Origin of the sequence: Pandoraea cepalis (assembly GCF_902459625.1) — a bacterium.
Classification (GTDB): Bacteria; Pseudomonadota; Gammaproteobacteria; order Burkholderiales; family Burkholderiaceae; genus Pandoraea; species Pandoraea cepalis.
The window spans coordinates 72,223-96,970 of the sequence record NZ_CABPRY010000002.1 but is presented as its reverse complement, the minus strand read 5'-3'; the positions used below and the strand labels follow the sequence as shown (position 1 = coordinate 96,970).

Genomic DNA, 24,748 nt, shown 5'->3' with positions numbered 1-24,748 from the left:
CACGCCGGGCGCGCCGCCACATCGCCCCCGTTGACGGCACAAACCGTCCCGATTGCCCTGGTTTGCGCCCGGGCAAGGCAAAAAGGCATTATTATTGCGGCTGTATTGTACTCTAGGGACGTAGAGCGATGCCGAATCCCGCCGATCTGAAAAATATCGGACTGAAAGCCACGCTTCCGCGCCTCAAAATTCTGGAGATTTTCCAGAACAGCGAGAGCGAGGTGCACCATTTAACCGCTGAAGACGTCTATCGTCATCTGCTCAACGAAAACCTCGATATCGGTCTGGCCACGGTGTACCGTGTCCTGACGCAGTTCGAGCAAGCGGGCCTATTGTCGCGCAGCAACTTTGAGTCCGGCAAGGCCGTTTTCGAGCTCAACGAAGGCCATCACCACGATCACCTCGTGTGCCTCGACTGCGGGCGTGTCGAAGAGTTCTTCGACGCCGAGATCGAACGCCGCCAGAAAATGATCGCCAAGGAACGTGGCTTCGCGCTCCAGGACCACTCGCTAGCGATGTACGGGAGTTGTACGAAAAACCCCTGTCCGCATCGTCAAAAGAATTAAACGTTGTTTTGGCATACTGTCTTCCGATGAAGGCAGTATGGGATTCCCCCCAAGCTCCAGCCGCTGATGTGTTAAGTGCTGATACGCATCCGCTGTCAATAGCGGTCGAATGCAGCTTGCCGAGGCTCCTTACTATATTGAAGCCCCTCATTCTTCACATGAATCACAAAGAATTGCCCAACGACATGGATCAGAGCGACGACGACGAAATTTCGCTGGCAGATATTCTCGATTTTGCGCGGGACAACGTCAAAGTGATTGCTGGACTCGCCGTGGTCGGCGCTATCATCGGCGTTGGCAGCACATTTGCGCTCCACAAGAAATGGGAAGGCACTGTAACGCTGCAGATCGGACGCGCGGCCGGCTCGCCCGTCGCCGGCCCTGATGGCCCCTTGATCGAGTCGATTCAGCAAACGGTCGGACGCGTCAAGCTAAGCACCTTCCGCGACAAAGTCACCTCGGAAGTACTTCCTCAGTTACAGGGTGACGAAGCTGCGCTGCGCCGCACGGTCGCCTGGAACGCCATGAAGGCGCGGGCACTTCCGGGTACTGCGTACGTCGAAATCACCGCTCGCGGAACTTCGCCTGACCAAGCCGAACAGGTGCTCAAGGCCGCATCGCAGCGAATCGAAACAGAACACGCTGCGATCCTCGAACGCGCACGCATACTTCCCAAGCAGCAGTTGAGTGTTATCGACGCCGCCATCGACGCGAACACCAAAGCGCAGGAACAATTGAGCGCGGCGTTGGCGAAATCGAAGAATACGGATTCGGTCATGGCGCTAAGCGCATTGCAAAGTAGCCGGTCGGAGCGTGCAACACTCAACGATAGTCGCTATCGCGTCTCCCAGATGCTTGCCCCGGATCAGTCATACAACACTCGCATCGTCAGTGCGATTCAGGTCGACGAGAACCCGGCGTTTCCCCGAAAATCGTACTTCGGCCTCGGCGGGCTGGTGTTGGGCGCCGTCATCGGCGTTATCGTCGGCCTCTGCCGCAAGGGCCGCGCACGCAGCGCATAAACCGCGAAATCCCAGCACAACGCCGCGCACAAACGAAAAAGCCGCTGTCTCACGACAGCGGCTTTTTTACGACTCGGTGTCAAACGCGATTACTTCGCCGACATGAGCGCAACGGTCGTGTCGAGCATGCGGTTCGAGAAGCCCCACTCGTTGTCGTACCACGAGCCAACCTTCACCAGGCGGCCCGACACCTTGGTCAGCGTGCCGTCGAAGTTCGACGAGGCCGGGTTGTGGTTGAAGTCGACCGACACCAGCGGTGCCGTGTTGTACGTTGCGATGGCCTTGAGCGAACCCTCGGCCGCTTCCTTCAGAATCGCGTTGACTTCGTCAACCGTCGTGTCGCGCTTGGCAACGAACGACAGGTCGACGATCGACACGTTGATCGTCGGAACGCGAATGGCGTAACCGTCGAGCTTGCCATTGAGTTCCGGCAACACCAGACCGACGGCCGACGCGGCGCCCGTCTTGGTCGGGATCATGCTCATCGTGGCCGAGCGCGCACGACGCAGGTCTTCGTGATAGACGTCCGTCAACACCTGATCGTTGGTATAGGCATGCACCGTCGTCATCAGGCCCGTTTCCAGACCGATCTTCTCGTGCAGCGGCTTGACCAGCGGCGCCAGGCAGTTCGTGGTGCACGAGGCGTTCGAGATGACCGTATCGGTCGACTTGAGCACGCCTTCGTTCACGCCGAACACGATCGTGGCGTCGACATCCTTGCCGCCCGGGGCCGAGATAATGACCTTCTTCGCGCCGCCCTTCAGGTGAGCGCCAGCCTTTTCCTTCGTCGTGAAGAAGCCCGTGCACTCAAGCACGACATCCACGCCCAGCTCGCCCCACGGCAGTTCGGCCGGGTTGCGGTTGGCCAGCACGCGAATCTTGTCGCCGTTGACGATCATGAAATCGCCGTCGACCGACACCGTGCCCGGGAACTTGCCGTGCGCCGTGTCGTATTGCGTCAGGTGAGCGTTCGTCTGCGCGTTGCCGAGATCGTTGATGGCGACGATTTCGATGTCGTGCTTCTTACCACCTTCATAATGGGCACGCAGCACGTTGCGGCCGATACGGCCGTAGCCGTTGATAGCGACGCGAATGGTCATGGGGGTTTCTCCGTAAGGTCTAACGAAATCAGCCAAGCACGGACTTGACCGTCGCGACCACGTGGTCGACGGTGAAGCCGAAGTGTTTGAACAGCACGCCGGCCGGGGCCGACTCGCCGAAGGTGTCGATGCCGACCACGCCGCCTTCCAGGCCGACGTACTTATGCCAATACGCCGTCACACCGGCTTCGATCGCCACGCGCGACACGCCACGCGGCAGCACGCGCTCGCGATACGCCTTGTCCTGACGGTCGAACACGTTGGCCGACGGCATCGACACGACACGCGCCGCGATGCCCTCGGCGGCCAACGCCTCGGCGCCCTTGAGCGCCAGCTCGATTTCCGAGCCGGTCGCGATCAGCACGATCTGCGGATTCGTCACGTCACGCAGCACATAGCCGCCACGACGGATATCGGCAATCTGCGCATCGTCACGCGAGACGAACGGCAGGTTCTGACGGCTGAGCACCAGGCTCGACGGACCGTCGTGACGCTCGACGGCTGCCACCCAGGCGACTGCCGTCTCCGTCGTATCGCAGGGACGCCACACGTCCATCTGCGGGATCAGGCGAAGGCTTGAAACGTGCTCGACGGACTGGTGCGTCGGACCGTCTTCACCCAGGCCGATCGAGTCGTGCGTGAACACGAAGATCGAGCGCAACTTCATCAGCGCCGCCATACGCAGCGCATTGCGGCTGTAGTCCGAGAACGTCAGGAACGTTCCACCGAACGGGATGTAGCCGCCATGCAGCGCCATGCCGTTCATGATGGCGCTCATGCCGAACTCGCGCACGCCGTAGTTGATGTGATTGCCAAACTGCACGCCTTCCGCGTTGGCGCGCACCGCCTTGCTGGCCTTCCAATTCGTGAGGTTCGAGCCGGTCAGGTCAGCCGAGCCACCCAGGAACTCCGGCAGTACGGCGGCCAGACCTTCGATCGCAAGCTGCGAGGCCTTGCGCGTGGCGACCGTCTCGCCCTTCTCGTTGGTCTTGGCGATGAACGCGGCGGCGGCCGACTTGAAGTCGCCGGGCAGCTCACCCTTCATGCGACGCTCAAATTCGGCAGCCTCTGCGGGGAACTGGCTGCGGTAGGCGGCAAAGCGCTCGTTCCATGCGCCTTCGGCGCGCTGACCGGCGGCCTTGGCATCCCATGCGGCGTAGACATCGGCCGGCAGCTCGAACGGCGGCAGGTGCCAACCGAGCGACGCGCGCGTGGCGGCGATTTCGTCGGCACCCAACGGCGCGCCGTGCACATCATGACCGCCCTGCTTGTTCGGCGCGCCCTTGCCAATCAACGTCTTGCAGCAGATCAGCGTCGGACGTTCCGAGGTCTTGGCCTGCGCAATGGCGGCATCAACGGCGTCGACATCGTGGCCGTCGATGCCGCGAATCACGTTCCAGCCATACGCTTCGAATCGCTTCGGCGTGTCGTCGGCAAACCAGTATTCGACGTCGCCGTCGATCGAGATACCGTTATCGTCGTACAACGCGATGAGCTTGTTCAGACGCAGCGTTCCCGCGAGCGAACACGCTTCGTGCGAGATGCCTTCCATCAGACAGCCATCGCCAAGGAACGCGTACGTGTAGTGGTCGACGATATCGTTACCCGGGCGGTTGAATTCCTTGGCGAGCAGGGCCTCGGCCAGCGCGAAGCCCACCGCGTTGGTGATGCCCTGACCCAGCGGGCCCGTGGTCGTCTCGATGCCCGGCGTGACGCCCACTTCCGGGTGCCCCGGCGTCTTGCTGTGCAGTTGGCGGAAGTGCTTCAGCTCTTCGATCGGCAGGTCATAGCCCGTCAGATGCAGCAACGAATAGATGAGCATCGAGCCGTGACCGTTGGACAGCACGAAGCGGTCGCGATCGAACCAATGCGGGTTGACGGGGTTGTGCTTGAGGTGACGGCCCCAGAGAGCGACCGCGATATCGGCCATGCCCATCGGCGCGCCAGGGTGACCGGAGTTGGCCTGTTGGACCGCGTCCATGGAGAGGACGCGAATGGCAGAGGCCATCAGCGCAGGCGTAGCAGAAGAGGAGTTCGTCATGGTGAACAGCCGGAAGAGCGGGCGTGCCCCCGTTGCCGCGAGCTGCCGCGCGAAATTCGAATGCGGAATAAAGTCCAAGATTTTACCAGATACGGCCGTTGCCCGGGTCGCTCGCGGCGAACTTCCCCAAATGACGGGAACGTGGAATCATGCAAAGAACAGGCATGATCGCCACCCATTAGAGGAAGTTGCCTCGCCAATGCCCGCCAAACGTGACATCAGCGACGACCTATCGACCGCCGCATTGCGCCCGTGCACGGCGCCGCTCGGGCCTTGGGCCGGTTATGTGTTCGCCGCGCGCCCGGTATTCGCCGCCACGTCGGCCTATCAGCACATCGAGGTCGTGGATTTGCCGGCATTCGGGGCACTTGGGCGGGCGTATCGACTCGACGGCCGGTTCATGGCTTCGCTCGCCGATGCGCATATCTGCCACGAATGCATGGTGCATCCGCTCTTGCTTGCGCACGGCAACGCCCAGCGTGTGTTGGTGCTTGGCGGGGGTGATGGCGGCTCGGCCCGCGAAGCCTTGCGTCACCCGAGCGTGCGCGAGGTTGTCGTCGCCGAACTCGATGCCCAGGTGCCCGCGACGATCCTGCAGTACATGCCGACGTTGGCGGACGGCGCATTCGACGATCCGCGCACCACGCTTGTCATCGGCGACGCCCGGGATCTCGTCGACGCCGCGCTGGCTCGCGCAGAAGCGTTCGACGCCGTGATTTTCGACCTGACCGACGCTGACGGCGAAGCGGCCACGCTGCACGGCGCGCCGTTCTTTGCCAAACTCCGCGCGTTACTCGGCCCACGCGGCGCTATCGCCCTGCAACTCGGGGCGCCATGGTTCGAAGCCGATCAAGTCGCGCGCATGCTCGATGCCCTGCGCTCGGTGTTCAAATTTGTCCAGCCGATGAACACGTATGTGCCGCTGTACGGCACGTTGTGGGCGCTCGCGTTCGCCAGCGATTCGCTCGACGTGCGAGGTAGCGATGCAACCGTTGCCACGCAGGCTCTGCTATCGCGAGAATCCCTGCGCCACTATTCGCCGGCCCGGCGGGCCGCGCTTTTCGACATCCCGCCGGAACTGATGGCCGTGTTCGGCGATCGATAACAAATCGCGCGACGACGAGATGACGCGACGCAAGTGAACCAAGCCCGCATTCCTTGTATATTGAAAACTCATCGCAACCCTTGGCGGCGGACCGTTCGCGTATTCAAGCGCCAGGACGCGTCTGCTTTGCCCACAGCCGAAGCTCATACCGGAGCACCGTCATGCCCGATCCCCGCCCCGCCCATGTGCCGTGGTTGACGCCCTACCTGACTGTTCGCGACGCCCGGGCAGCCGCGACGTTCTATGCGCAGGCGTTCGGCTTCTCGGTGCACGACATGGTGAACGACGACGGCATCGTCATGCACGTGGAAATGTTTTATCAAGGGCAATTGATCGTGATGTTCGCCCCCGAGGGCGCGTTCGCGAGCACCGCGCGCACACCGCGCACCTCCGGTGTGGAGGCGTCGCAGAGCTTCTATGTCTATACGGAAGACGTCGATGCGCTATACGCGCAGGCGATCGCCGCCGGCGCGAAGGGGCTAACGCCTCCCAGCGACCAATTCTGGGGCGACCGCTTTTGCCAACTGGAAGACCCGGACGGCTATCGCTGGGGCTTCGCCCGCCCCGTCGCTGCGCGAAGCTGACCCGTTTCTCCCTCTGGCGTTGGGGTATGCTTCTGTCCCCGGCGCCACGCCCGACCGCTCCCTTTCGACTCCCGTCCGTATGCCTCGCTTCTTTATCGATGTGCCGCTGCACGCCGGCTCACAGCTTGATCTTCCCGAGACGGTGGTGCGTCACGTTCAGGTGTTGCGCCTGAAGATCGGCGATGCGCTCACGCTTTTCGACGGCACGGGCGGCCAGTATCCGGCAGTGCTCACGACGCTGGAAAAGCGCCACGCCACGGCGCAACTCGGCGAACGGGAGGCGCGCGAGGTAGAGACGCCGTACCGCGTCACCCTGGCACAGGGCATCGCTGGCGGCGACAAGATGGACTGGCTGATGGAAAAGGCCATCGAGCTGGGCGTGACGGACATTCAGCCGCTGATCACCGAGCGCTCGGTGATCCGGCTCGACGGAGAACGTGCGGCGAAGCGCGTTGCGCATTGGCAGGCCCTGGCACAGGCCGCCTGCGAACAATGCGGCCGAAATCGCGTGCCACGCGTCCTGCCGATTCGCCCGATCGGCGCTTGGCTGCGCGAGCAAGGCGCGGTGACAGACGACGGATGGCGTGTGCTATTGTCACCCAGAGCGGACAGCGGTTTCGACTCGCTGCCGCTGCACGCACCGACTCAGCCAGGCGTTTTGCTGTTCGGCCCGGAAGGCGGACTGGCACCGCACGAAGAATCCCTCGCGCGGGAGGCCGGTTTTACGGCGATTCGCCTTGGCGAACGCATCTTGCGAACTGAAACGGCGGGTATCGCGGTCCTCGCGGCATTGGCCGCGCGCTGGGGCGGTTGGTAGGCCTCGACGATTTGAACATTGGCTTCACAAGCCTAAAGGAGTCATCCCATGGGTATCCTGGATTCCATTCTCGGCGGCATTTCTGGCAACTCGGCCGATGGCGGTAGCGGTGGCGGCGGCAATACCAAAATGTTGTTGCTGATGGGTTTGCTGGCGATGATCGCCAACCGTTCCGGCAACGCGCAGGCACAGGGCGGTCAAGGCGGCGACCTGATCGGCTCATTGGGGGGCGCGCTCAGCGGAATGCTGGGCGGCGCGGCGGCGGGCGGCGGTGGTGCCGGCGGTCTTGGCGGTTTGCTGGGCGGGCTGCTGGGCGGAGGACAAGCACCGCAGCAGGATGCCGCCGGCAACCCCGCGACATCCCCTGGTGACTTGGTGGGCGCGCTCGGCGGACTGGGCGGACTGACGCAGGTGCTGGAAAACGGCGGCCTGGGCGATGCGATGCGCTCGTGGGTCGGCACCGGCAGCAATCAGCCGGTGTCGGCCGATCAAGTGGCCCAGGCGCTTGGCCCGGGAGGACATCTGCAGCAACTGGCCGATTCGGCGGGCGTAAGCCAGGACGAGGCTGCACAGCAGCTTTCATCGCTGCTGCCGGAGGTGGTCAATCACCTCACACCGAACGGCGATCTACCGCAAGGCCATCTCGACCTCGCGAGCCTCGCCCAGCAATTCCTCGGTGGACGACCCGGCTGAGGCAAGGCCATCCAGGAATCCGATAATCCCAGGCTGATAACGCAAAAAGGTCCGCAATGCGGACCTTTTTCGTGAGGTTGACGTGACGCATGTTCGCGGCGGGGCGAGACCGGTGACGTCAGACGATGTTTCCGAGGTCACTCACCGACGATTCGCGTGGCGGCCCGTCAGGCAAACGAGTAAAAGACGCGGAACGTGATACGACGCTCCGCCCAGAACTCGGCGGCATCGCGGAACACGTCGAGCAGGGTTTCACGACCGTCCTTATCGAACTTCGTCGCCACCGGCAATCCCTCGAGCACGACGACAAAACCGGGCTGCGGGCCAGCGTGATGCACCAGATCGGTCAGACAATCGTGCAAGGCGTCGTAATTCTTTCCGAAATGCTTGGGAAACAGGAACGACGTGGCGATCGTCTCCAGCACCTCGGCCTTGCTCTGCGCCTGCGAACAATTGGCGTAGAGGAAGTGCTGCCCGAGTCGCTCGGCCTCTGCGGCCAATTCCGGCACGCGGAATGCGCGGATCGACTGCACGATATTCGGCCTGACGGTCTTGAAAAGACTCATATCTCCCTCTTCCGATAAGGTATGGCGGCGGCCGGCCCGCGCGACAGCATGCAGGCCCAGCACCTGCTTGAACAAGTTGCCCTCGCCCGCACCGAATGGATCTGCCATACGATCTTTCCCGCGTTCCTGTGCGAAAACCGGCTCACTCATACTGCTGTCATTCCCTTATGCGTCTAAAGCTGTTGTAGTGATCTTGTGTGTAGTAACAAGGATCGACCGACCGCTGGTCCCCGCCACAGATGATGCGTCTGGCGCCCCGATTGCGGGCACCGGGGGTCGGCACCGTATATTCATGGTAATAGCCACGCCGCATTTTGGGCAGCCGCTTTTCGTAGTTCCCGAACACAACGCCGTCTTTGGCGTAGGGGAACGGCCCGCCCTGGGCAATCAGCGTCAGCGTGCGCTGTGCTTCGCGAGGCAACTCGGCAACGGACACTGTGACCGTTGAACCCGTGACGTATGGCGCGGTTTCGCGCGCCACAGCATTGGACCACAGAAACACACTACCAGCCGCCGTCAGCGCCACGATGCTCCGGTGAAGCCAACGTGCCATGGTCATAGCTAGCCTGTCGCCCGACGTCGTATTGCGCCGCGGGCTTGTTCTGGTGGTTGAAGCCGTAAGGTTATCGCTATTGGTCCAGAGAATCAATGTCGGCTTACATTTTGCAACGAAACAACGCCACAAATTATTGAAAATAAAGGATTTTCAAGAGAGTGAGCGCACACATGACGGCGTGAGTGCGCAAAATGTCTCGCCGGAATGCAAATCGCCGCCCCCAAAAGGGGGCGGCGATTTGTCGCTAACATGTGCCGAACGGTGGCGAACCGCCGCGCGCTCGCCAGACGTCAGCGCGCCTGTTGTTGCGCCGCCGCATCGGCCACCACCAGTGCCACCATGTTGATGATGCGTCGCACCGTGGCCGACTCGGTCAGGATATGCACCGGCTTGGCAGCGCCCAGCAAGATCGGCCCGATCGCCACGTTATTGCCCGCCGCCGTCTTGAGCAGATTGTACGCAATGTTCGCGGCGTCGATATTCGGCATGATGAGCAGGTTCGCAGCACCGGTCAGCGTCGACTCCGGCATGATGCGTGCGCGCAGTTCCGGGTCGAGAGCGCAATCGCCGTGCATTTCGCCATCAACTTCCAGATCGGGCGCACGTTCCTGCAGGATCGCCAGCGTTTCGCGCATCTTGCGGGCGCACGCGGCGTCGCTGGTACCGAAGTTCGAATGCGACAACAAGGCCACCTTCGGCTGGATACCGAAGCGGCGAATCTCCTCGGCGGCCATCAACGTGATTTCGGCCAGTTCCTCTGCGCTCGGATCCTGATTGATGTGCGTATCGACCAGGAATATCTGGCGGTTCGGCAAAATCAGGGCATTCATCGCCGCATAGACGTGCCCGCCAGCCCGCTTGCCGATCACGCGATCGATGAAATGCAGATGACGACCCGGCGTCGACACCGTGCCGCAGATCATGCCGTCGGCTTCGCCCTTGCGCACCAACATGGCGGCAATCAGGGTCGTGCGGCGACGCATCTCGACGCGCGCATAAGACGCCGTCACGCCCTTGCGGTTGGTCAACTGGTGATACGTTTCCCAGTAATCGCGATAGCGCTCGTCGTGCTCCGGGTTCACGACGGTGAAGTCGACACCCGGTGTCAGGCGCAGGCCATATTGCTGAACACGGTGCTCGATCACGGCCGGGCGCCCCACCAGGATCGGCGTGGCGACACGTTCATCCACAAGCACCTGTACGGCACGCAGCACGCGCTCCTCTTCGCCCTCGGCAAACGCAATCCGTTTCATGTTGGCAGGCACGCTGCGCGCCACCGAGAACAGCGGCTTCATCAGACCGCCGCTGTGGTACACGAACTGCTGGAGCGATTGCGCATAGGCATCCACATCCGCAAGGGGACGCGTGGCGACACCGGCGGCCATCGCCGCTTCAGCCACCGCGGTCGCGACCTTGACCAGTAGACGCGGATCGAACGGTTTCGGAATCAGATAGTCGGGGCCGAACGACAGGTTTTTGATCCCGTAGGCCGACGCCACTATATCGCTCTGCTCCTGACGCGCCAATTCCGCCAGCGCATTCACCGCCGCGATTTCCATCGAGCGCGTGATCGTCGTGGCGCCAACATCGATCGCACCGCGGAAGATGAACGGAAAGCAAAGGACGTTATTGACCTGATTCGGGTAATCGGTGCGGCCCGTCGCCATCACGCAATCCGGACGCACTTCCTTCGCAAGTTCCGGCGTGATCTCTGGATTTGGGTTGGCCAGCGCGAAGATCAGCGGTTTGTCGGCCATCGTCTTGACCATTTCCGGCTTCAGCACGCCGGCAGCCGACAGCCCGAGAAACACGTCGGCGCCGCCAATCACGTCGGCCAGCCCGCGCGCATCGGTCTTTTGCGAGAACCGGATCTTCTCCGGATCCATCAGTTCGGTGCGGCCCTCGTACACCACCCCCGCCAGGTCCGTCACCCAGATGTTCTCGATGGACAGCCCCATGTCGACGAGCAGGTCCAGGCACGCAAGCGCGGCGGCGCCCGCGCCGGACGTCACCACCTTCACGGACTTCAGATCCTTGCCGACGACCTTCAGGCCGTTGATCAGCGCCGCGGCCACCACGATGGCCGTGCCGTGCTGATCGTCGTGAAAGACCGGAATCTTCATACGCTCGCGCAACTTGCGCTCGACGATGAAGCACTCGGGCGCCTTGATATCTTCGAGGTTGATGGCGCCGAAGGTCGGCTCCAGCGCCGCAATGATGTCAACGAGCTTTTCGGGGTCTTTCTCGTCGATTTCGATATCGAACACGTCGATATTCGCGAATTTCTTGAACAACACGCCCTTGCCTTCCATCACCGGCTTGGATGCCAGCGGGCCGATATCACCCAGCCCAAGTACAGCCGTGCCGTTCGTGATCACGCCGACCAGATTGCCACGCGCCGTGTAGCGCGATGCATTGAGCGGGTCGACGACGATCTCCTCACACGCGGCGGCAACGCCCGGCGAATACGCCAGCGCCAGATCGCGCTGGTTGAGCAACTGCTTGGTCGGCGCGATGGCGATTTTGCCGGGCGTGGGGTATTCGTGATACTCGAGCGCAGCTTCGCGCAGTTTCGGATCGATCGGCGTGGGCATGAGGGGAGGCTCTTGACGAACAAAATGGGGTCGGATTTTCAGTGCAAATTGTAGCCCCATTTATTCACGCCACTTATGCAAAAAGCGAATAGGGGCTGCACCTGCGCGGTACGGCTTCCTCGCCGATAGTGGCCAAAATTGCTGGCGATTTCAACGCTGCGCTGCACCATCGTCCGCCTTTTCGGACCACGGACGTCTTGCAACGTGGGGGGGATCCGAGACAGGCATGAGAATCCGTCTGAATTCCGGGTGTCCGTGCTTTGTCCGCTTGGGAAAGCCGGGGCCGCCTCTTAGAATAGGGTCTTGCCTGTGCATCACCGCAGCCCTTTACTCATTGCCCACCGCCTAATGCTCCCTGGCGTCGCGCGTTGCACCGGAGTGGTCCCGCAACGCGATGCGCTCGGTCCAGGCGGGCAACCGAGCCGTTGCTCATGACCCAGACGTCTGCCTCAACTTCACCGCTGTCCGAGTTCTCGCTGATCGACCGCTTCTTCGCCCACGCTACCCGGCCGGGCGAGCATGTGACGCTCGGCATTGGAGACGACTGCGCGTTGCTGCGCCCCCCCGCCGGCGAGCAGCTCGCGATTTCGACCGACATGCTCGTGGAGGGCCGCCACTTTTTTGCCGACGTCGACCCGCGCGCGCTTGGTCACAAGACCCTCGCCGTCAATCTGTCGGATCTCGCGGCCATGGGCGCGCGGCCCATGGGCTTCACATTGGCGATTGCCCTGCCCGAGAGCGACCCGGCCTGGCTCGCGCCCTTTGCCGAGGGCCTGTCGACGTTGGCCGACCGTTACGCCTGCCCGCTTGTCGGCGGCGACACCACGCGCGGCCCACGCAATCTTTGCGTGACCGTCTTCGGCAGCGTGCCCGGCGCCCATGCGTTGCGTCGCGACGCCGCGCAGCCCGGCGACGACATCTGGGTCTCCGGCACCCTCGGCGATGCCCGGCTGGCGCTTGGTGCGATACGTGGGGAATGGACCTTGTCAGACGTCGATCTCGCCCTCGCGCGCCGCGCGCTGGACTGGCCCGAGCCGCAGGTGACACTCGGACTGGCGCTGCGCGGCGTGGCTCGCGCCGCCCTCGACATCTCCGATGGGCTGCTGGGCGACCTCGGCCATATTCTGGAGCGCTCCGGCGTGAGCGCGACGGTAAACGTCGATGATGTACCGTGCTCCGACCTGCTGACCGCGCAAACGCCGGCGATTCAGAGAATGTGTGCGCTGGCGGGCGGCGACGACTATCAACTGGGCTTCTGCGCCGACCGTGCGCAACGGCCGCATATCGAGGCGATCGGCAACGAACTCGGCATACGCCTCACGCGTATCGGTACAATAGCGCTTCCCGACGCGCGCCTCGCCCGGCTCCACCTCCAAGACAAGACTGGCGCGTCCGTCGCTGCCGATTTCAAAAGTTTCGACCATTTCCAATGAGCACTGATCAACCGGCCGCCGTCAACTCGGGCAGCGGCCCGCGCCGGCCGAACTCGCGGTTCCTGCTGTCGCACCCTGCCCACCTCTTTTCGCTCGGCTTTGGCACGGGCCTGTCGGCGTTCGCGCCGGGCACCGTGGGCACGCTTTTCGGATGGGCATCGTATCTGGTGCTCAATCTGTACCTGACGGTCACGGGGTGGGGCGTGCTGATCGCCGCGTCCATCGCTGGCGGCATCTGGATCTGCGCCTACACGGCGCGCAAACTTGGCACATCGGATCCGAGCCCCGTCGTCTGGGACGAGATTGTCGCGTTCTGGATCGTGCTGCTGCTCATTACGCCGGCGAGCTTTGTCGGCCAATTGGTGGCCTTCGTGCTGTTCCGATTCTTCGACGCCGTCAAGCCGCCGCCGATCCGATATTTCGACCGCACGGTCAAGGGTGGCCTCGGCATCATGCTGGACGATCTCGTCGCCGCCTTTTGCACGTTGCTCGTCATTGCGCTGTGGCGCTCGATCTGATCGACCGGGCTTGCCGCCGCGCGATGGTGCAAGCCGCATCATTCATGACGGGTGCCTCGCTGGCGTCGTCCCCGCGGGTACGCGCACCGATACCCGTTACCTATTCGTTGCATTGACTTATTGAAGGCGCCGTCCCGTGGTCTCCGAACAAAATCTTCTGGCCCAACTGTCGGTCAAAGTCGGCAATCGTCTGCGTGACGAACGCCTGATGCTGACCACGGCCGAGTCATGCACCGGCGGCCTCGTTGCGGTAGCAATCACCGACGTTTCCGGTAGCAGCCAATGGTTCGAGCGTGGCTTCGTGACTTATTCGAACCAAGCCAAGTCCGAAATGATCGGCGTTCCGCCGGAATTGATCGACAAGCACGGTGCCGTGAGCGAACCGGTGGCACGTGCCATGGCCGAAGGCGCACTGCTGAACAGTCGTGCACAGATCTCGCTGTCGATCACCGGCGTGGCCGGACCGGGCGGCGGTTCGCCCGAAAAACCGGTGGGTATGGTGTGCTTCGCGTGGAGCAATCGCGTCACGACCCTCGTCGAGACGAAGCGCTTCAAGGGCGATCGCACTCAGGTGCGCAGTCAGGCCGCACAGCACGCGCTGCGCGGTGTCGTCGAATTCCTCGACCAGGCCGAGGCGTAATCGTCGCGCCGCCCTGCGACGTTTGACGACGTCCGCGCATCGGCACGTGGACCGATCATCGATAGGCGTTGATGCTGTCGCGCGTCTTTTGCGCAGCGGTCGCAGCCGCCGCAGCGAAGTGCTCGTCGCGACCGGCGTAGATGATGGCACGCGACGAGTTGATCATCATGCCCGTCCCGTTCGCGGTGCGACCGGCTTTGACCGTCGCTTCGACGTCCCCGCCCTGAGCACCCACGCCGGGAATCAGCAGCGGCATATCGCCGACGATGCTGCGCACGGCAGCGATTTCTGCCGGGAACGTCGCCCCCACCACCAGGCTGATCTGCCCGCTCGTATTCCACGGCCCAGCGGCCAGGCGCGCCACCGTCTGATACAGCGGTTTGCCATCGACATCGAGGAATTGCAGATCGCTGCCGCCCGGGTTCGACGTACGGCACAGCACAACGACGCCCTTCTCGGCGTGCGCCAGATACGGCTCCAGCGAATCGAAGCCCATATAGGGATTCACCGTCACGGCGTCGGCACGATAGCGCTCGAACGCTTCGCGCGCATACTGCTCGGCGGTGCTGCCGATGTCGCCACGCTTGGCGTCCAGAATCACTGGCAGGCCCGGATGATCGGCGTGGATATGGGCGATCAGCCGTTCGAGCTGCTCCTCGGCGCGATGCGCGGCGAAATAGGCAATCTGCGGCTTGAATGCACACGCGTAGGCGGCAGTGGCATCCACAATCTGGCGACAGAACTCGAAAATCGCGTCCGGCTGCGCTTGCAGATGCGCGGGAATGCGCGACGGCTCGGGATCCAGGCCCACGCAAAGCAGAGAATTGTTGCGCGTCCAGGCCGCGTTAAGTACTTCGGTGAATGTCATGACGGGGTTCCGGCGGGGTTCCGGCGGCGGTATTCCGACGGCGGGTGATTCGAGACTGATTCGTTCCAGCAAGGCCGACATTTTACCTGCTCCGCGTGCCGGCCGAACCAATCCGCGCGCTTCGCGTCAATCTTGATGTCGGTGCTCTCGGGCCCCCATCATCACGGAGAACCCCCATATGACCGAGGTTACCCCCCCTCTCGCGTCCTTCGACGCCGTGATGGGCTTTCTCGCGGCCAACGCCGTCCGCTACGGTCTGTCGCTAGTACAGGCCGTGTTGATTCTGTTGATCGGCTTCTGGATCGCAAAGCGATTGGCGCGCTTCGTACACCGAACGCTGAGCCGTTCACCACACTTCGACGCAACGCTCAAGCCGCTCATCGAGTCGATCGCGCTGTGGTCGGTGCGCATCATCACGCTCGTTGCCGTGCTCGCTCAATTCGGTGTGCAGACCGCCAGCATCATCGCGGTGCTCGGCGCGGCAGGCCTGGCCATCGGTCTGGCACTGCAGGGCACGTTGCAGAACATTGCGGCGGGCACGATGCTGCTGGTACTGCGACCGTTCCGCAACGGCGACTACATCACGGCCGGCACGACGGTGGCCGGCACGGTCGACGAGATTGGCTTGTTCACCACCACCCTCACGAATGCCGACGGCATCTACGTCTGTGTGCCGAACAACCAAATCTGGGGCCAGCCGATCACGAACTACAGCCGCAATGCCACGCGTCGCATGGAGGTCACCGTGGGCATCGCGCTCGACGACGATCTCGATACCGCCATGACGGCACTGCGTGCCCACGTGGCAGAGGACGCGCGAGTGCTCGACAAACCGGCACCGGAAGTCATGGTCAAGCAGGTCAGCGACAGCGCGGTGATTGTGAACGTACGGGTATGGTCGTTACTGGGTAACTACTGGGGCCTCTATTGGGATCTGCAGCGCGGCGTCAAGGACACGGTCGAGGCCGTGGGTTGCTCGCTCCCGTATCCGACGCGCACCGTCATGCACGTGCCCGCGCAGCCAATGCCGGACGCGCCCCCCTCGCGACACTAGCGCCACACACGGCCACGCTGGCCTCTCTCGCGACCGTCTGCGCGCGGGGGGCTATCGACCTACTGTGGCAACTCCGCCGCGCCCATGCGACGCGCGATCACGCCGGCGCGTTGCGCAAGGTACGGCGAATTGCGATGGGCATCGAAGTAGCGCGGGCGCGGCAACATCACCGCCAGCCGCGCCGCCTGCCAAGCGGAGAGCTTCGAGGCCGGAATGCCGTAGTAGTGGCGTGCCGCGGCCTCAGCACCGAACACACCCTCGCCCCACTCCACCGAATTGAGATAGATCTCGAAGATCCGCTGCTTTGTCATCCAGAACTCGAGCATCCACGTGATGCCCAATTCTTCGGCCTTGCGCAGGTAACTTCGCTCGCTCGACAGGAACAGATTCTTCGCCAGTTGCTGCGAGAGGGTCGAGCCGCCCGCGACGATGCGCCCCTTCTTCTGATTCTTCTCCCACGCGCCGAGCATCGCGTCGATCTCGAAGCCATCGTGATTGACAAAGTTCGCGTCCTCGCTCGCGATGATGGCGCGCTTCAGATGTCGCGAAATCTGGTCGTAAGGCACCCATTGGTGCTTGAGCGTCGCCGTCGGATCCGTTTCATGCAATCGCGCGGCGGCCGCGCGCATAAACGCCGTCGACGACGGATCGAAACGCACCCACCAGCCAATCTGCACGAAGTAATAGAGCTGCGTGGCAAGCACGCCGACGAAGACCAACGTGACGACGTAGGCCGTCCACTGCCACGGCCCCCAGCGGCGATGACGGGTCGTGCGCGAAGCGCGTCGCGGTGCAGCCATCGGCAATGTCAACCTTTCGCTGCGAGCCGGGCGCGCAACGCCGTGCGCACGGCATCGGTCGACGGCCGCACGCCGCGCCACACCGCGAACGCTTCGGCCGCCTGCTCGACGAGCATGCCGAGACCGTCGGCCGCGCGCGTCGCCCCGGCCGCCAATGCGTGAGTCATGAACACCGTTGGCTGCGCGCCGTACATCATGTCGTAGGCAAGCGCCCCTTCCGCATAGACGCCCGCAGGCAGCGGCGGTACGTCGCCTTGAAGGCTACCGGCCGTGGCATTGATGACGACATCGAACGCCGCGGGGACCGCGTCCCAGCCGCCACCAGCCAGCGCCACGCCATGACGCTCGGCCGCGTTCGCGAACCGTGCGACGAGTTCGTCGGCGCGCGCGGCCGTGCGATTGGCGACAAACAGCGCCGCCGGCCCCGCCTCGATCAGCGGCAACATTGCCCCGCGCGACGCACCGCCGGCGCCGAGCAGCAACACGCGCCGGCCCTTGAGCGATACGCCCAGCGGTCCCTCGATGTCGCGCACGAGCCCCACGCCGTCGGTGTTGTCGCCGGTGATGCCCCGCGCGTCGAACACCAGCGTGTTGACCGCGCCCGCCGCCTGCGCGCGTTCGGTCAGACGATCCGCCAACGCGTGGGCCTCGAGCTTGAACGGGACGGTGACGTTGGCCCCGCGAGCACCGTTGTCGATAAAGGTGCGCACGGTGGCGGCAAACGCATCGAGCGGCGCGAGCAGGCGCTCATAGGTGAGATGCTGGCCGGTTTCGCGCGCGAACTCGGCGTGAATGAACGGCGACTGGCTGTGTTCGACGGGATGACCGATCACGGCGTAGCGATCGGCCTGCAGTTCCCCGGAGGGCGTTTGGTTTGTCATCGTTGTCAAAGACGCGGCGCCTGGCTTTCGCCCAGGCGCCGCAATTACTGGCGTCCACGTGCATCAGATACGGTGTTTGGCCGTGACTCGGCAGGCATCGGTCGCCGGAAACCTTCACATCACGTTGCCGGCAAAGCGCGCCAATGTCATCGAATAGTACACGCAGCGGCCCCGTGGCTTCGGGCGTTTACCGACGATTCGCCCGTGGCGTCCTACCGCGCCGCGGCGACCGACGGTGACGCAAGCGTCTCGGCCTGCACCCCCTGACGCGAGAAGGTCATCCGCGTCACGATCTCGAGAATGTCATAGCGCTGCCGCATCTCGGGCGAGAAGTCACCAAACGGCGCACTGGCCTGTACGATCGCCACCGCTCGGCGGTCCAGATCGCGATTGCCGGAGCTTCGCGTGACTTCCACGCCCGCGACATTCCAGCCGTCTTTGTGATAGCCGAGCCCGCCCCGCTGATTGACGTTGAGCGTGACGATCAGCTCGCCATAGAGACGCTCGTTGCCGATCTGGGGAAAATGCTTCGTGCCGTAGCGTTCGACGCGATGACGCAGCGTGTCGAAATAGCGCGCATACGCCACTTCACGGGTATTGGCTGTGACCTGGCCGCGTTTCGGGCGGGTCTGATAGGCGCGCAACTGCTTGTCGATTTCCGCCTGCAGACGGGCGATCTTCTGGTCGACGTTCTGATCGTCGAGTCCTTGCCCGCGCTGCGGCGCGTCGGCGCGATGCCGCTGCGACGCCGGCGTGGCAGCGTATTGATTGCGCAGTTGCGTCAGCAGCTTTTCCTGCGTCGCTTCCAGTTCGCTCACGTTGCGCTGGATTTGCGCGATGGGCGCGCCGTCGCGATCGAGCGCGCGCGACGGCAGCGGTGATGTCGCACGCTCGCCGTCGTGCTCGCCGCCGCCCACGAGGTTGGCCTGCGCGAGCGCCGTCGCCTTGTCGGGGGCGTTGGCCGACTTCGCGTTGACGAGGACGACATCGAGCGGCGTGTCCGCGCTATGCAGCCGGAAACTGTCCGGCGCGACGAAATGCACCGCCAGCGCGAGCAGGTGGACCAGCGCGGAAAATGCCAGGCCCGTGGCAAGCGGATGCTCGCGCATCAGCGACGCGCCGCGGCGGCGCGCCGCGCGCAGGTTGCCTGCCGCGAGAGCAGGTTTCAGCACGCCGGACCGGGAGACGCGTCGCGCCCCCCCGCCACCATCAGCGCGGCAGCAAGCGACGAAGTGCCGGACGCCACATCAACGGTTTGCGACGCCGAGGCGACGTCGTCGTCACCCTGGCTTTCGCCGCGGTCGTCGCTTACCGTGTCGCTCGCTCCCTCCGCATCGTTGGCGCCATCGGCATCGTCGCTCCCCCCCGCGTCGTCGCCACCTGCGGCCCCATCGCCTCCATCGTGCCCCCCACCGCCTTCGCCTGCACCGCCGGCGCCTTCGTCATCGTCTTCGCCCAGTCCGCTCTGGCTGGCGCCCAGCACCTGCGCGACACGTACCGAGATGCTGAGCGTGACGACATCGAGCGAGAGCACGTCGAGCATGATCTGCGTACCGCGCGCGTGCGGGCCAAGCCCCAGAACGATCAGCGTCAGCGGAATATCGTTCAGCCGCACGGTGTCGCCCTTGAGCACGCTCGCCTGCACCTGCGACTTGTTCTCCTGAATCAACCAGCGCAGGCACCAGTAGCGCTCCATCCGGCTCTGGTGCTCGGCGTAAGCCGCATAGGCGGCTTCGAAGCTCGACACGGTCACGTACAGGTCGGCATCCTTTGGCTTGAAGGGCGCCGCCAGCTTGGCCATCACGCCGTGACGCACACACGCAAGCAACTGCCACTGGTTGACCAGATCCACATAGCGACGCAGCGGCGAGGTGCTCCATGCGTACTGCTCGACACCCAGGCCCTCGTGCGGCGCCGGCGAAGTCTGCATGCGCGTGCGATTCACGCCGTAAGCACGCTGAGCGCGGTAGATGCCGGGCACGCCGCATTCGGCCAGCAGGCGTCCCCACCGGCTGTTCGCGAGAATTGCCATCTCGGCGACGATCAGATCCAGCGGCGCACCGCGCATACGCTGCTTGATCGTGACCTGCTCGCCTTCGACGTAGAAATTGAAGTCGGTCTTGTTCTGCACTTCCGGGCGCAGGCCATAACCCACGCGCGCGGCCTGACGTTTCTCGTAGAGCGACTGCGCGAACGGCCACAACAGCCGCAGCGCTTCCTTGTGCGGATACTCGCCGCTGCCGTCGGCCAGCGTCTCGGCCGTGATGATCGCGTCGAGTTCGTTGTGACGCAGGTTTGCCGAGATCGGCACCCGCTCGGCATGCGTTTCCGTCGTCACGATCTCGTACGTGTCGGCCTTGACCACGACATACAGCGACAGTGCCGGACGCGCGCCGCCCTCGGCAAGCGTGTACGCCTCGACCACCGCATCCGGGAGCATCGTGATCTTTTCGCCCGGCGCATAGACCGTCGACAGACGCACGCGCGCGATCTCATCAATGGCGTCACCCCGCGTAATGCCGAGTGCCGGCGCCGCAATGTGGATGCCCACACGCAACAGCCCATCGGGCAGTACCTGTACCGAGAGGGCGTCGTCGATCTCGGTCGTCGTCGAATCGTCGATGGAGAACGCCTGCACGTCGGCCAGCGGCAAATCGTCGCCGGGCACCGGGGTCGGCCCGAGTTCCGGGAAGCCGGTGCCGCGCGGGAAGTGTTCGTAGAGGAACGCCGCCTCGTGATACGCGCGCGGCGACGAAATGCCGCCGCAGGCGAGCATCACCTCGGCGTGCGTCTTGCCCAGCGCCATGGCGGCGGCGTCGAGCGCCTTCCACTCGATGGTGTTCTTGTCGGGACGGAACAACAGCTGCAGTTCCTTGCCCTTGAGCGCGTCGGGCAGCGTGCCGGCGATCAGTTGATCGGCATACACGGCCTGCAATTCCGCCTGCTGCTGCTTGCGGGCGAGTCCCGCGAGCGCGGCCTGCAGTTGTTCCTCCGGCGCGCGTTGGTACTGACCGCGGCCTTTTCGCCGGAAGTACACCGGCGAAGCCTGCAGCGCCAGCGCGAGTCCGGCCTGTTGCGCAACGCCGGCGCCTTCGCCGAAGTACTCGGCAGCGAGCACCGGGAACGCGAACTCCTCGGCAGGCGCGCATTCCCACAGGAAACTCATGTCGATGTCCTGTGCGGCGGCGTGCGCCTGCGTCATCAGCTCCGCGGGCGACGGCGACTCGAAACGCAGCAGCACGTCGCGCCCCTTGATCTTGCTGCGGCGTCCACCGGGCAGCTCCACCTGGTACGACTCACCTTGCTGCGACAACACCGTGCCAGCCTTGAAGCCGCCGGATTCCTCAAAAAAAATATTCATGAAACAGCCATCGATCGCAATAGGCGACATTGTAGCCCGCCAACGTGCGGCGGTTTAGGGCGGAAGGGGCAAACGCGCTATTCGCCCGCGAACGGGCCGGCGCCACCGGGCGAAGGGGGAACGTCGATGCCGGCGAAGTGCAGCACGTCGTCCATATAGTCGGCGAAATCGGAAATGCCGTGGTCGCTGCCGTCGATCACCGTGAGCTTCGCCCCCGGAAACTTTGCCACCATGTCTCGGTAGTCGAGGGTCTGGTCGCCGGTCGCGGCCACGAGGTAGTAGCGCTCGGGACGCGTGATCCGGGCCACGTCGATCATGCGCAGCTCGTCCAGGTGACGCGGCTCGACGACGATAGTGCCGCCGCCATGCCACATCGGCTGCTCGCCCAGCCATTTGCCCAGATCGTCGTACGGGCGCGTGGCCGGGTTGAGCAACACCGCGCGGCAACCGAGCTTCTCGGCCAGATACGTGGCGTAATAGCCGCCCAACGAGCTGCCCACGAGGGTCAACTCGTCGGCCTTCACACCGGTGAGCAGACGCTGCGCGTCGACGACCGCGGCCAGCGGCGACGGCGGCAATTGCGGGCAGGCCCACTCGCGCCCCAGGCCGAGGCGGTGCATGCGGGCGGCCATCAATTGCGCCTTGAAGGAGCGCGGCGACGAACGGAAGCCGTGCAAATAGAGAATCATGTGAGCCCCGATAAAAGCTGGTCAGTACCCGGACGCCTAGGCGTGCGAATCAGGCGCGCGCCGCCAGTGCATCGAGCAATTTCTGGTGAATGCCGCCGAAGCCGCCGTTGCTCATCACCACGATCTGGTCGCCCGGACGCGCTGCCGCGCTCACTGCGCGCACCAGTCCGTCAATGTCGCTGAACGCCTGCGCACGCGCGCCGAGCGGAGCAAGCGCCTCGGTCAGATTCCAGCCGAGGGCGTCCTTCCCGGACGGCGCGCCGTAGCCGAACACCAGGTCGGCATCGGCAAGGCTGGCCGGCAGTTGCGCCTTCATCACGCCCAGCTTCATCGTATTCGAGCGCGGCTCGAGCACCGCCAGAATGCGGGCGGTGCCGGCGCGGCGACGCAGTCCGGCCAGCGTCGTCTGAATGGCGGTCGGATGGTGCGCAAAATCGTCGTAAACGGTGACGCCGGCCGCTTCGCCGCGCACCTCCATACGACGCTTCACATTCTGGAACTTGCCCAGCGACGCCGCCCCCTGCTCCGGCGGCACACCCACGTGCCGTGCGGCAGCCAACGCCGCCAGCGCGTTCATCCGGTTGTGCTCGCCCTGCAGCGACCACTTCACTTCCCCGGCGGCCATCGCCCCATGGTGGACCCAGAATGCCTCCTGTCCCGCCGCAAGTGTGTCGTTGGCCTGGGCGACATGCCAGCCGTCGGCCACACCGAAGCGCTCCACCTCGCTCCAGCAGCCGCGCGCCAGCACGCGCTCCAGCGCGGCCTCGCGACCGTTGACGATGAGGCGGCCCTGGCCCGGCACGGTGCGTACCAGATGATGGAATTGCGTCTCGATCGCCGTCAGATCGGGGAAGATGTCGGCGTGATCGAACTCAAGATTGTTCAGGATCGCGGTGCGCGGATGGTAATGAACGAACTTGGAGCGCTTGTCGAAGAACGCCGTATCGTATTCATCGGCCTCGATCACGAAGAAGTCGCTGTCGGTCAGTCGCGCCGAAACGCCGAAGTTCATCGGCACACCACCGACGAGGAAGCCCGGTTGGTAGCCCGCATCTTCGAGAATCCAGGCGAGCATCGATGTCGTCGTCGTCTTCCCGTGCGTTCCCGCCACGGCCAGCACCCACTTCTTCGACAGCACATGCTCGCCGAGCCATTGCGGGCCCGACGTGTACGGCAGATTCCGGTTGAGGATCTCTTCCATCAGGGGGTTGCCGCGCGACACCACGTTACCGATAACGAACAGGTCGGGTTTGAGCGAGACCTGATCGGCGTCAAACCCTTCGATCAGCCGAATACCCTGCGCCTCGAGCTGGGTGCTCATCGGCGGATAGACGTTCGCGTCGCAACCGGTCACGGTGTGACCGGCCTGACGTGCGAGCACCGCGAGACCGCCCATGAACGTGCCGCAGATGCCAAGAATATGAATATGCATGGATGGGGAGCGAGGTGAGGACGGGCCGAGCCCGTGCGGGAAATGGGGGAGGCCGAACAGCCAGAATCACCATTGTACCTGCGGCGGGAAACGCAATGCCTTTCGGGTATCATCGTGCGCATGACACGCAAATCCTGGTCCGACGCCCAACGCCTGCGCGAGGAAATCGCTCTGGTGGCCGCCCGCCTCATCGCCGAGGAGGGCGCCGACTACGCCACCGCGAAACGCAAGGCGGCCAAGCAAGTGACCGGTGAGGCGCGGATTGCGGGTGAGTTGCTGCCGGATAACGACCAAATCGAAGCGGAAGTCCGCGAGTACGTGCAGACGTTCCTCTCGGACACGCAGCCGGCTGAGCTGGCGCATTTGCGTCAGGTCGCGCTGACGGTCATGTCGGCACTGGCGCGCTACCGGCCTTATATTACCGGCGCCGTCTACAACGGCACGGCAACGTCACTATCTGATATCTATTTGCAGGCATTTTGCGACAATCCAAAGGAAGTCGCCATCGATCTGTTGAACCGGGGCATCGACTACGAGGTCTCGGAAAGTCGCCACTTCAATGGTCGCGGCATGGTCGAGACGCTGAGTTTCCTGTGGCGCGAGCGGGGGCAGCGCGGCGAACCCGCGGGCGTGCACCTGTCCTTGTATTCCCTCGACGACATGCGCGGCGCACTCAAGGCCACCGACGGGAATGGCCGCCCCGTGCGCGTCGATGCGCACGGCCTGAGCACACTGATCGACAGCGCCGAGGCCATGGAGCAGGCATCCAACCACTGACCGGCACCCGAATGGCGGCAACATGGCCATCAGCCTGTCGCCATTCTCCGCAATTGCCATCCGTCTAACGTCTATTCCCGCCACTTCGGCCCCATCCATCATGGTAAAACGCATCGTTCCTCTGCTGATTCTGGCGCTCGCGGGGCTGGCGGCCGGCTTTTGGTTCGGCCATCGAAACCAGGCGCCCGCGAACGCGCCCGATGCCGCCGTCGCCCAACTGCTCGCCACGCGGCTTCCCGACTTGGCGGGCAACGAGCAGGCCATCTCGCAATGGCGTGGCAATACGCTGGTCATCAACTTCTGGGCTCCATGGTGTGGGCCCTGCGTGGAGGAAATGCCCGATCTCCAGGCACTTTCCATCGAATTCAAGGGAAAAAACGTCCAATTCGTAGGAATCGGCATTGATACTGCCCCGAACATGATCGCGTTCGAGCAAAAGGTGAAGGTTGATTACCCGCTCCTCGTGGCGGGCTACGCAGGCACCGACCTTGCCCGCGCACTGGGCAACAAGGCCGGCGCGCTACCGTATACCGTCGTGGTTGATCCTCAAGGCCGCTTGTACTACCAGAAGCTCGGCCGTATTACGTCGGATGAAGTGCGTTCAGCCCTCAAGCCGGCGCGCTGACATCGCGCCGGCCAGCCGGTCGCGCG

At 63.9% G+C, this 24,748-nt stretch carries 24 protein-coding genes; 12 read left to right on the top strand and 12 right to left on the bottom strand.

Going from position 1 to position 24,748, the window contains the following annotated elements; genetic code table 11:
* Positions 1 to 128 precede the first annotated feature (128 nt).
* On the top strand, positions 129 to 566 hold the full coding sequence (fur, locus tag PCE31107_RS05335) for a ferric iron uptake transcriptional regulator (protein WP_017231760.1): 438 nt from the start codon (positions 129 to 131) through the stop codon (positions 564 to 566).
* 158 nt (positions 567 to 724) lie between these two features.
* On the top strand, positions 725 to 1,588 hold the full coding sequence (locus PCE31107_RS05330; protein WP_150607027.1) for a YveK family protein: 864 nt from the start codon (positions 725 to 727) through the stop codon (positions 1,586 to 1,588).
* Positions 1,589 to 1,677: 89 nt separating this feature from the next.
* Here PCE31107_RS05330 and gap read toward each other — a convergent pair whose 3' ends face one another.
* A complete protein-coding gene (gap, locus tag PCE31107_RS05325; RefSeq protein ID WP_017231759.1) occupies positions 1,678 to 2,688 on the bottom strand; it encodes a type I glyceraldehyde-3-phosphate dehydrogenase in 1,011 nt (336 codons plus the stop codon).
* Positions 2,689 to 2,716: 28 nt separating this feature from the next.
* Positions 2,717 to 4,729: a transketolase gene (tkt, locus tag PCE31107_RS05320; RefSeq protein WP_150607025.1), complete on the bottom strand. Its 2,013-nt coding sequence runs from the start codon at positions 4,727 to 4,729 to the stop codon at positions 2,717 to 2,719.
* A gap of 199 nt (positions 4,730 to 4,928) precedes the next feature.
* Between tkt and PCE31107_RS05315 the strand changes: the two genes are divergently transcribed.
* From PCE31107_RS05315 to PCE31107_RS05300, 4 genes are all read left to right on the top strand, one after another.
* The gene (locus tag PCE31107_RS05315) at positions 4,929 to 5,834 is read left to right on the top strand and encodes a spermine/spermidine synthase domain-containing protein (RefSeq protein ID WP_174966554.1); all 906 of its coding nucleotides are present in this window, start codon (positions 4,929 to 4,931) and stop codon (positions 5,832 to 5,834) included.
* 161 nt (positions 5,835 to 5,995) lie between these two features.
* On the top strand, positions 5,996 to 6,418 hold the full coding sequence (locus PCE31107_RS05310) for a VOC family protein (protein WP_130027112.1): 423 nt from the start codon (positions 5,996 to 5,998) through the stop codon (positions 6,416 to 6,418).
* A 79-nt stretch (positions 6,419 to 6,497) separates the two neighbouring features.
* Positions 6,498 to 7,235: a 16S rRNA (uracil(1498)-N(3))-methyltransferase gene (locus PCE31107_RS05305; RefSeq protein ID WP_150607021.1), complete on the top strand. Its 738-nt coding sequence runs from the start codon at positions 6,498 to 6,500 to the stop codon at positions 7,233 to 7,235.
* Between the two features lie 48 nt (positions 7,236 to 7,283).
* Complete coding sequence (locus PCE31107_RS05300) at positions 7,284 to 7,928, top strand: YidB family protein (RefSeq protein WP_150607019.1); 645 nt, start codon at positions 7,284 to 7,286, stop codon at positions 7,926 to 7,928.
* Positions 7,929 to 8,095: 167 nt separating this feature from the next.
* On the opposite strand, the gene PCE31107_RS05295 is transcribed toward PCE31107_RS05300, so the two are convergent.
* From PCE31107_RS05295 to PCE31107_RS05285, 3 genes are all read right to left on the bottom strand, one after another.
* Positions 8,096 to 8,602 carry a barstar family protein gene (locus PCE31107_RS05295; RefSeq protein WP_017231753.1) on the bottom strand — a complete coding sequence of 169 codons (507 nt, stop codon included), beginning with the start codon at positions 8,600 to 8,602 and terminating at the stop codon, positions 8,096 to 8,098.
* A 49-nt stretch (positions 8,603 to 8,651) separates the two neighbouring features.
* On the bottom strand, positions 8,652 to 9,047 hold the full coding sequence (locus PCE31107_RS05290; protein WP_130027118.1) for a guanyl-specific ribonuclease: 396 nt from the start codon (positions 9,045 to 9,047) through the stop codon (positions 8,652 to 8,654).
* Between the two features lie 293 nt (positions 9,048 to 9,340).
* On the bottom strand, positions 9,341 to 11,644 hold the full coding sequence (locus PCE31107_RS05285) for an NADP-dependent malic enzyme (RefSeq protein ID WP_150607016.1): 2,304 nt from the start codon (positions 11,642 to 11,644) through the stop codon (positions 9,341 to 9,343).
* A gap of 431 nt (positions 11,645 to 12,075) precedes the next feature.
* Between PCE31107_RS05285 and thiL the strand changes: the two genes are divergently transcribed.
* The 3 genes from thiL (at position 12,076) to PCE31107_RS05270 (ending at position 14,235) form a co-directional block, all read left to right on the top strand.
* Complete coding sequence (thiL, locus tag PCE31107_RS05280) at positions 12,076 to 13,077, top strand: thiamine-phosphate kinase (RefSeq protein ID WP_150607014.1); 1,002 nt, start codon at positions 12,076 to 12,078, stop codon at positions 13,075 to 13,077.
* Positions 13,074 to 13,595 (top strand): phosphatidylglycerophosphatase A family protein, encoded by a 522-nt coding sequence (locus PCE31107_RS05275; RefSeq protein WP_130027124.1) that lies wholly within the window; start codon positions 13,074 to 13,076, stop codon positions 13,593 to 13,595. The genes thiL and PCE31107_RS05275 overlap by 4 nt, the downstream gene beginning before the upstream one ends.
* Positions 13,596 to 13,731: 136 nt before the next feature.
* A complete protein-coding gene (locus PCE31107_RS05270; protein WP_130027126.1) occupies positions 13,732 to 14,235 on the top strand; it encodes a CinA family protein in 504 nt (167 codons plus the stop codon).
* 55 nt (positions 14,236 to 14,290) lie between these two features.
* Here the strand turns inward: PCE31107_RS05270 and pyrF are convergent, their stop codons facing one another.
* Positions 14,291 to 15,103, bottom strand: a complete 813-nt coding sequence (pyrF, locus tag PCE31107_RS05265) for an orotidine-5'-phosphate decarboxylase (RefSeq protein WP_130027127.1) — start codon at positions 15,101 to 15,103, stop codon at positions 14,291 to 14,293.
* A gap of 178 nt (positions 15,104 to 15,281) precedes the next feature.
* On the opposite strand from pyrF, the gene PCE31107_RS05260 reads away from it, so the two are divergent.
* Complete coding sequence (locus PCE31107_RS05260; RefSeq protein ID WP_150607012.1) at positions 15,282 to 16,157, top strand: mechanosensitive ion channel family protein; 876 nt, start codon at positions 15,282 to 15,284, stop codon at positions 16,155 to 16,157.
* Positions 16,158 to 16,216: 59 nt separating this feature from the next.
* Here PCE31107_RS05260 and mtgA read toward each other — a convergent pair whose 3' ends face one another.
* The 6 genes from mtgA to mpl all read right to left on the bottom strand — a co-directional run bounded on the left by mtgA (position 16,217) and on the right by mpl (position 23,320).
* Positions 16,217 to 16,957: a monofunctional biosynthetic peptidoglycan transglycosylase gene (gene mtgA / locus PCE31107_RS05255; protein WP_150607010.1), complete on the bottom strand. Its 741-nt coding sequence runs from the start codon at positions 16,955 to 16,957 to the stop codon at positions 16,217 to 16,219.
* 8 nt (positions 16,958 to 16,965) lie between these two features.
* On the bottom strand, positions 16,966 to 17,838 hold the full coding sequence (gene aroE / locus PCE31107_RS05250) for a shikimate dehydrogenase (RefSeq protein ID WP_150607009.1): 873 nt from the start codon (positions 17,836 to 17,838) through the stop codon (positions 16,966 to 16,968).
* A gap of 212 nt (positions 17,839 to 18,050) precedes the next feature.
* On the bottom strand, positions 18,051 to 19,010 hold the full coding sequence (locus tag PCE31107_RS05245; protein ID WP_246181727.1) for an energy transducer TonB: 960 nt from the start codon (positions 19,008 to 19,010) through the stop codon (positions 18,051 to 18,053).
* Positions 19,004 to 21,199, bottom strand: a complete 2,196-nt coding sequence (locus PCE31107_RS05240) for a ribonuclease catalytic domain-containing protein (protein WP_246181726.1) — start codon at positions 21,197 to 21,199, stop codon at positions 19,004 to 19,006. The genes PCE31107_RS05245 and PCE31107_RS05240 overlap by 7 nt, the downstream gene beginning before the upstream one ends.
* Before the next feature lie 77 nt (positions 21,200 to 21,276).
* The gene (locus PCE31107_RS05235; RefSeq protein WP_150607003.1) at positions 21,277 to 21,888 is read right to left on the bottom strand and encodes a YqiA/YcfP family alpha/beta fold hydrolase; all 612 of its coding nucleotides are present in this window, start codon (positions 21,886 to 21,888) and stop codon (positions 21,277 to 21,279) included.
* 49 nt (positions 21,889 to 21,937) lie between these two features.
* Positions 21,938 to 23,320 carry a UDP-N-acetylmuramate:L-alanyl-gamma-D-glutamyl-meso-diaminopimelate ligase gene (gene mpl, locus PCE31107_RS05230; RefSeq protein ID WP_150607001.1) on the bottom strand — a complete coding sequence of 461 codons (1,383 nt, stop codon included), beginning with the start codon at positions 23,318 to 23,320 and terminating at the stop codon, positions 21,938 to 21,940.
* A gap of 120 nt (positions 23,321 to 23,440) precedes the next feature.
* Between mpl and PCE31107_RS05225 the strand changes: the two genes are divergently transcribed.
* A complete protein-coding gene (locus PCE31107_RS05225) occupies positions 23,441 to 24,097 on the top strand; it encodes a UDP-N-acetylmuramate--alanine ligase (RefSeq protein WP_150606999.1) in 657 nt (218 codons plus the stop codon).
* Positions 24,098 to 24,197: 100 nt separating this feature from the next.
* Positions 24,198 to 24,722 carry a TlpA family protein disulfide reductase gene (locus PCE31107_RS05220; RefSeq protein ID WP_150607601.1) on the top strand — a complete coding sequence of 175 codons (525 nt, stop codon included), beginning with the start codon at positions 24,198 to 24,200 and terminating at the stop codon, positions 24,720 to 24,722.
* Positions 24,723 to 24,748: the final 26 nt, after the last annotated feature.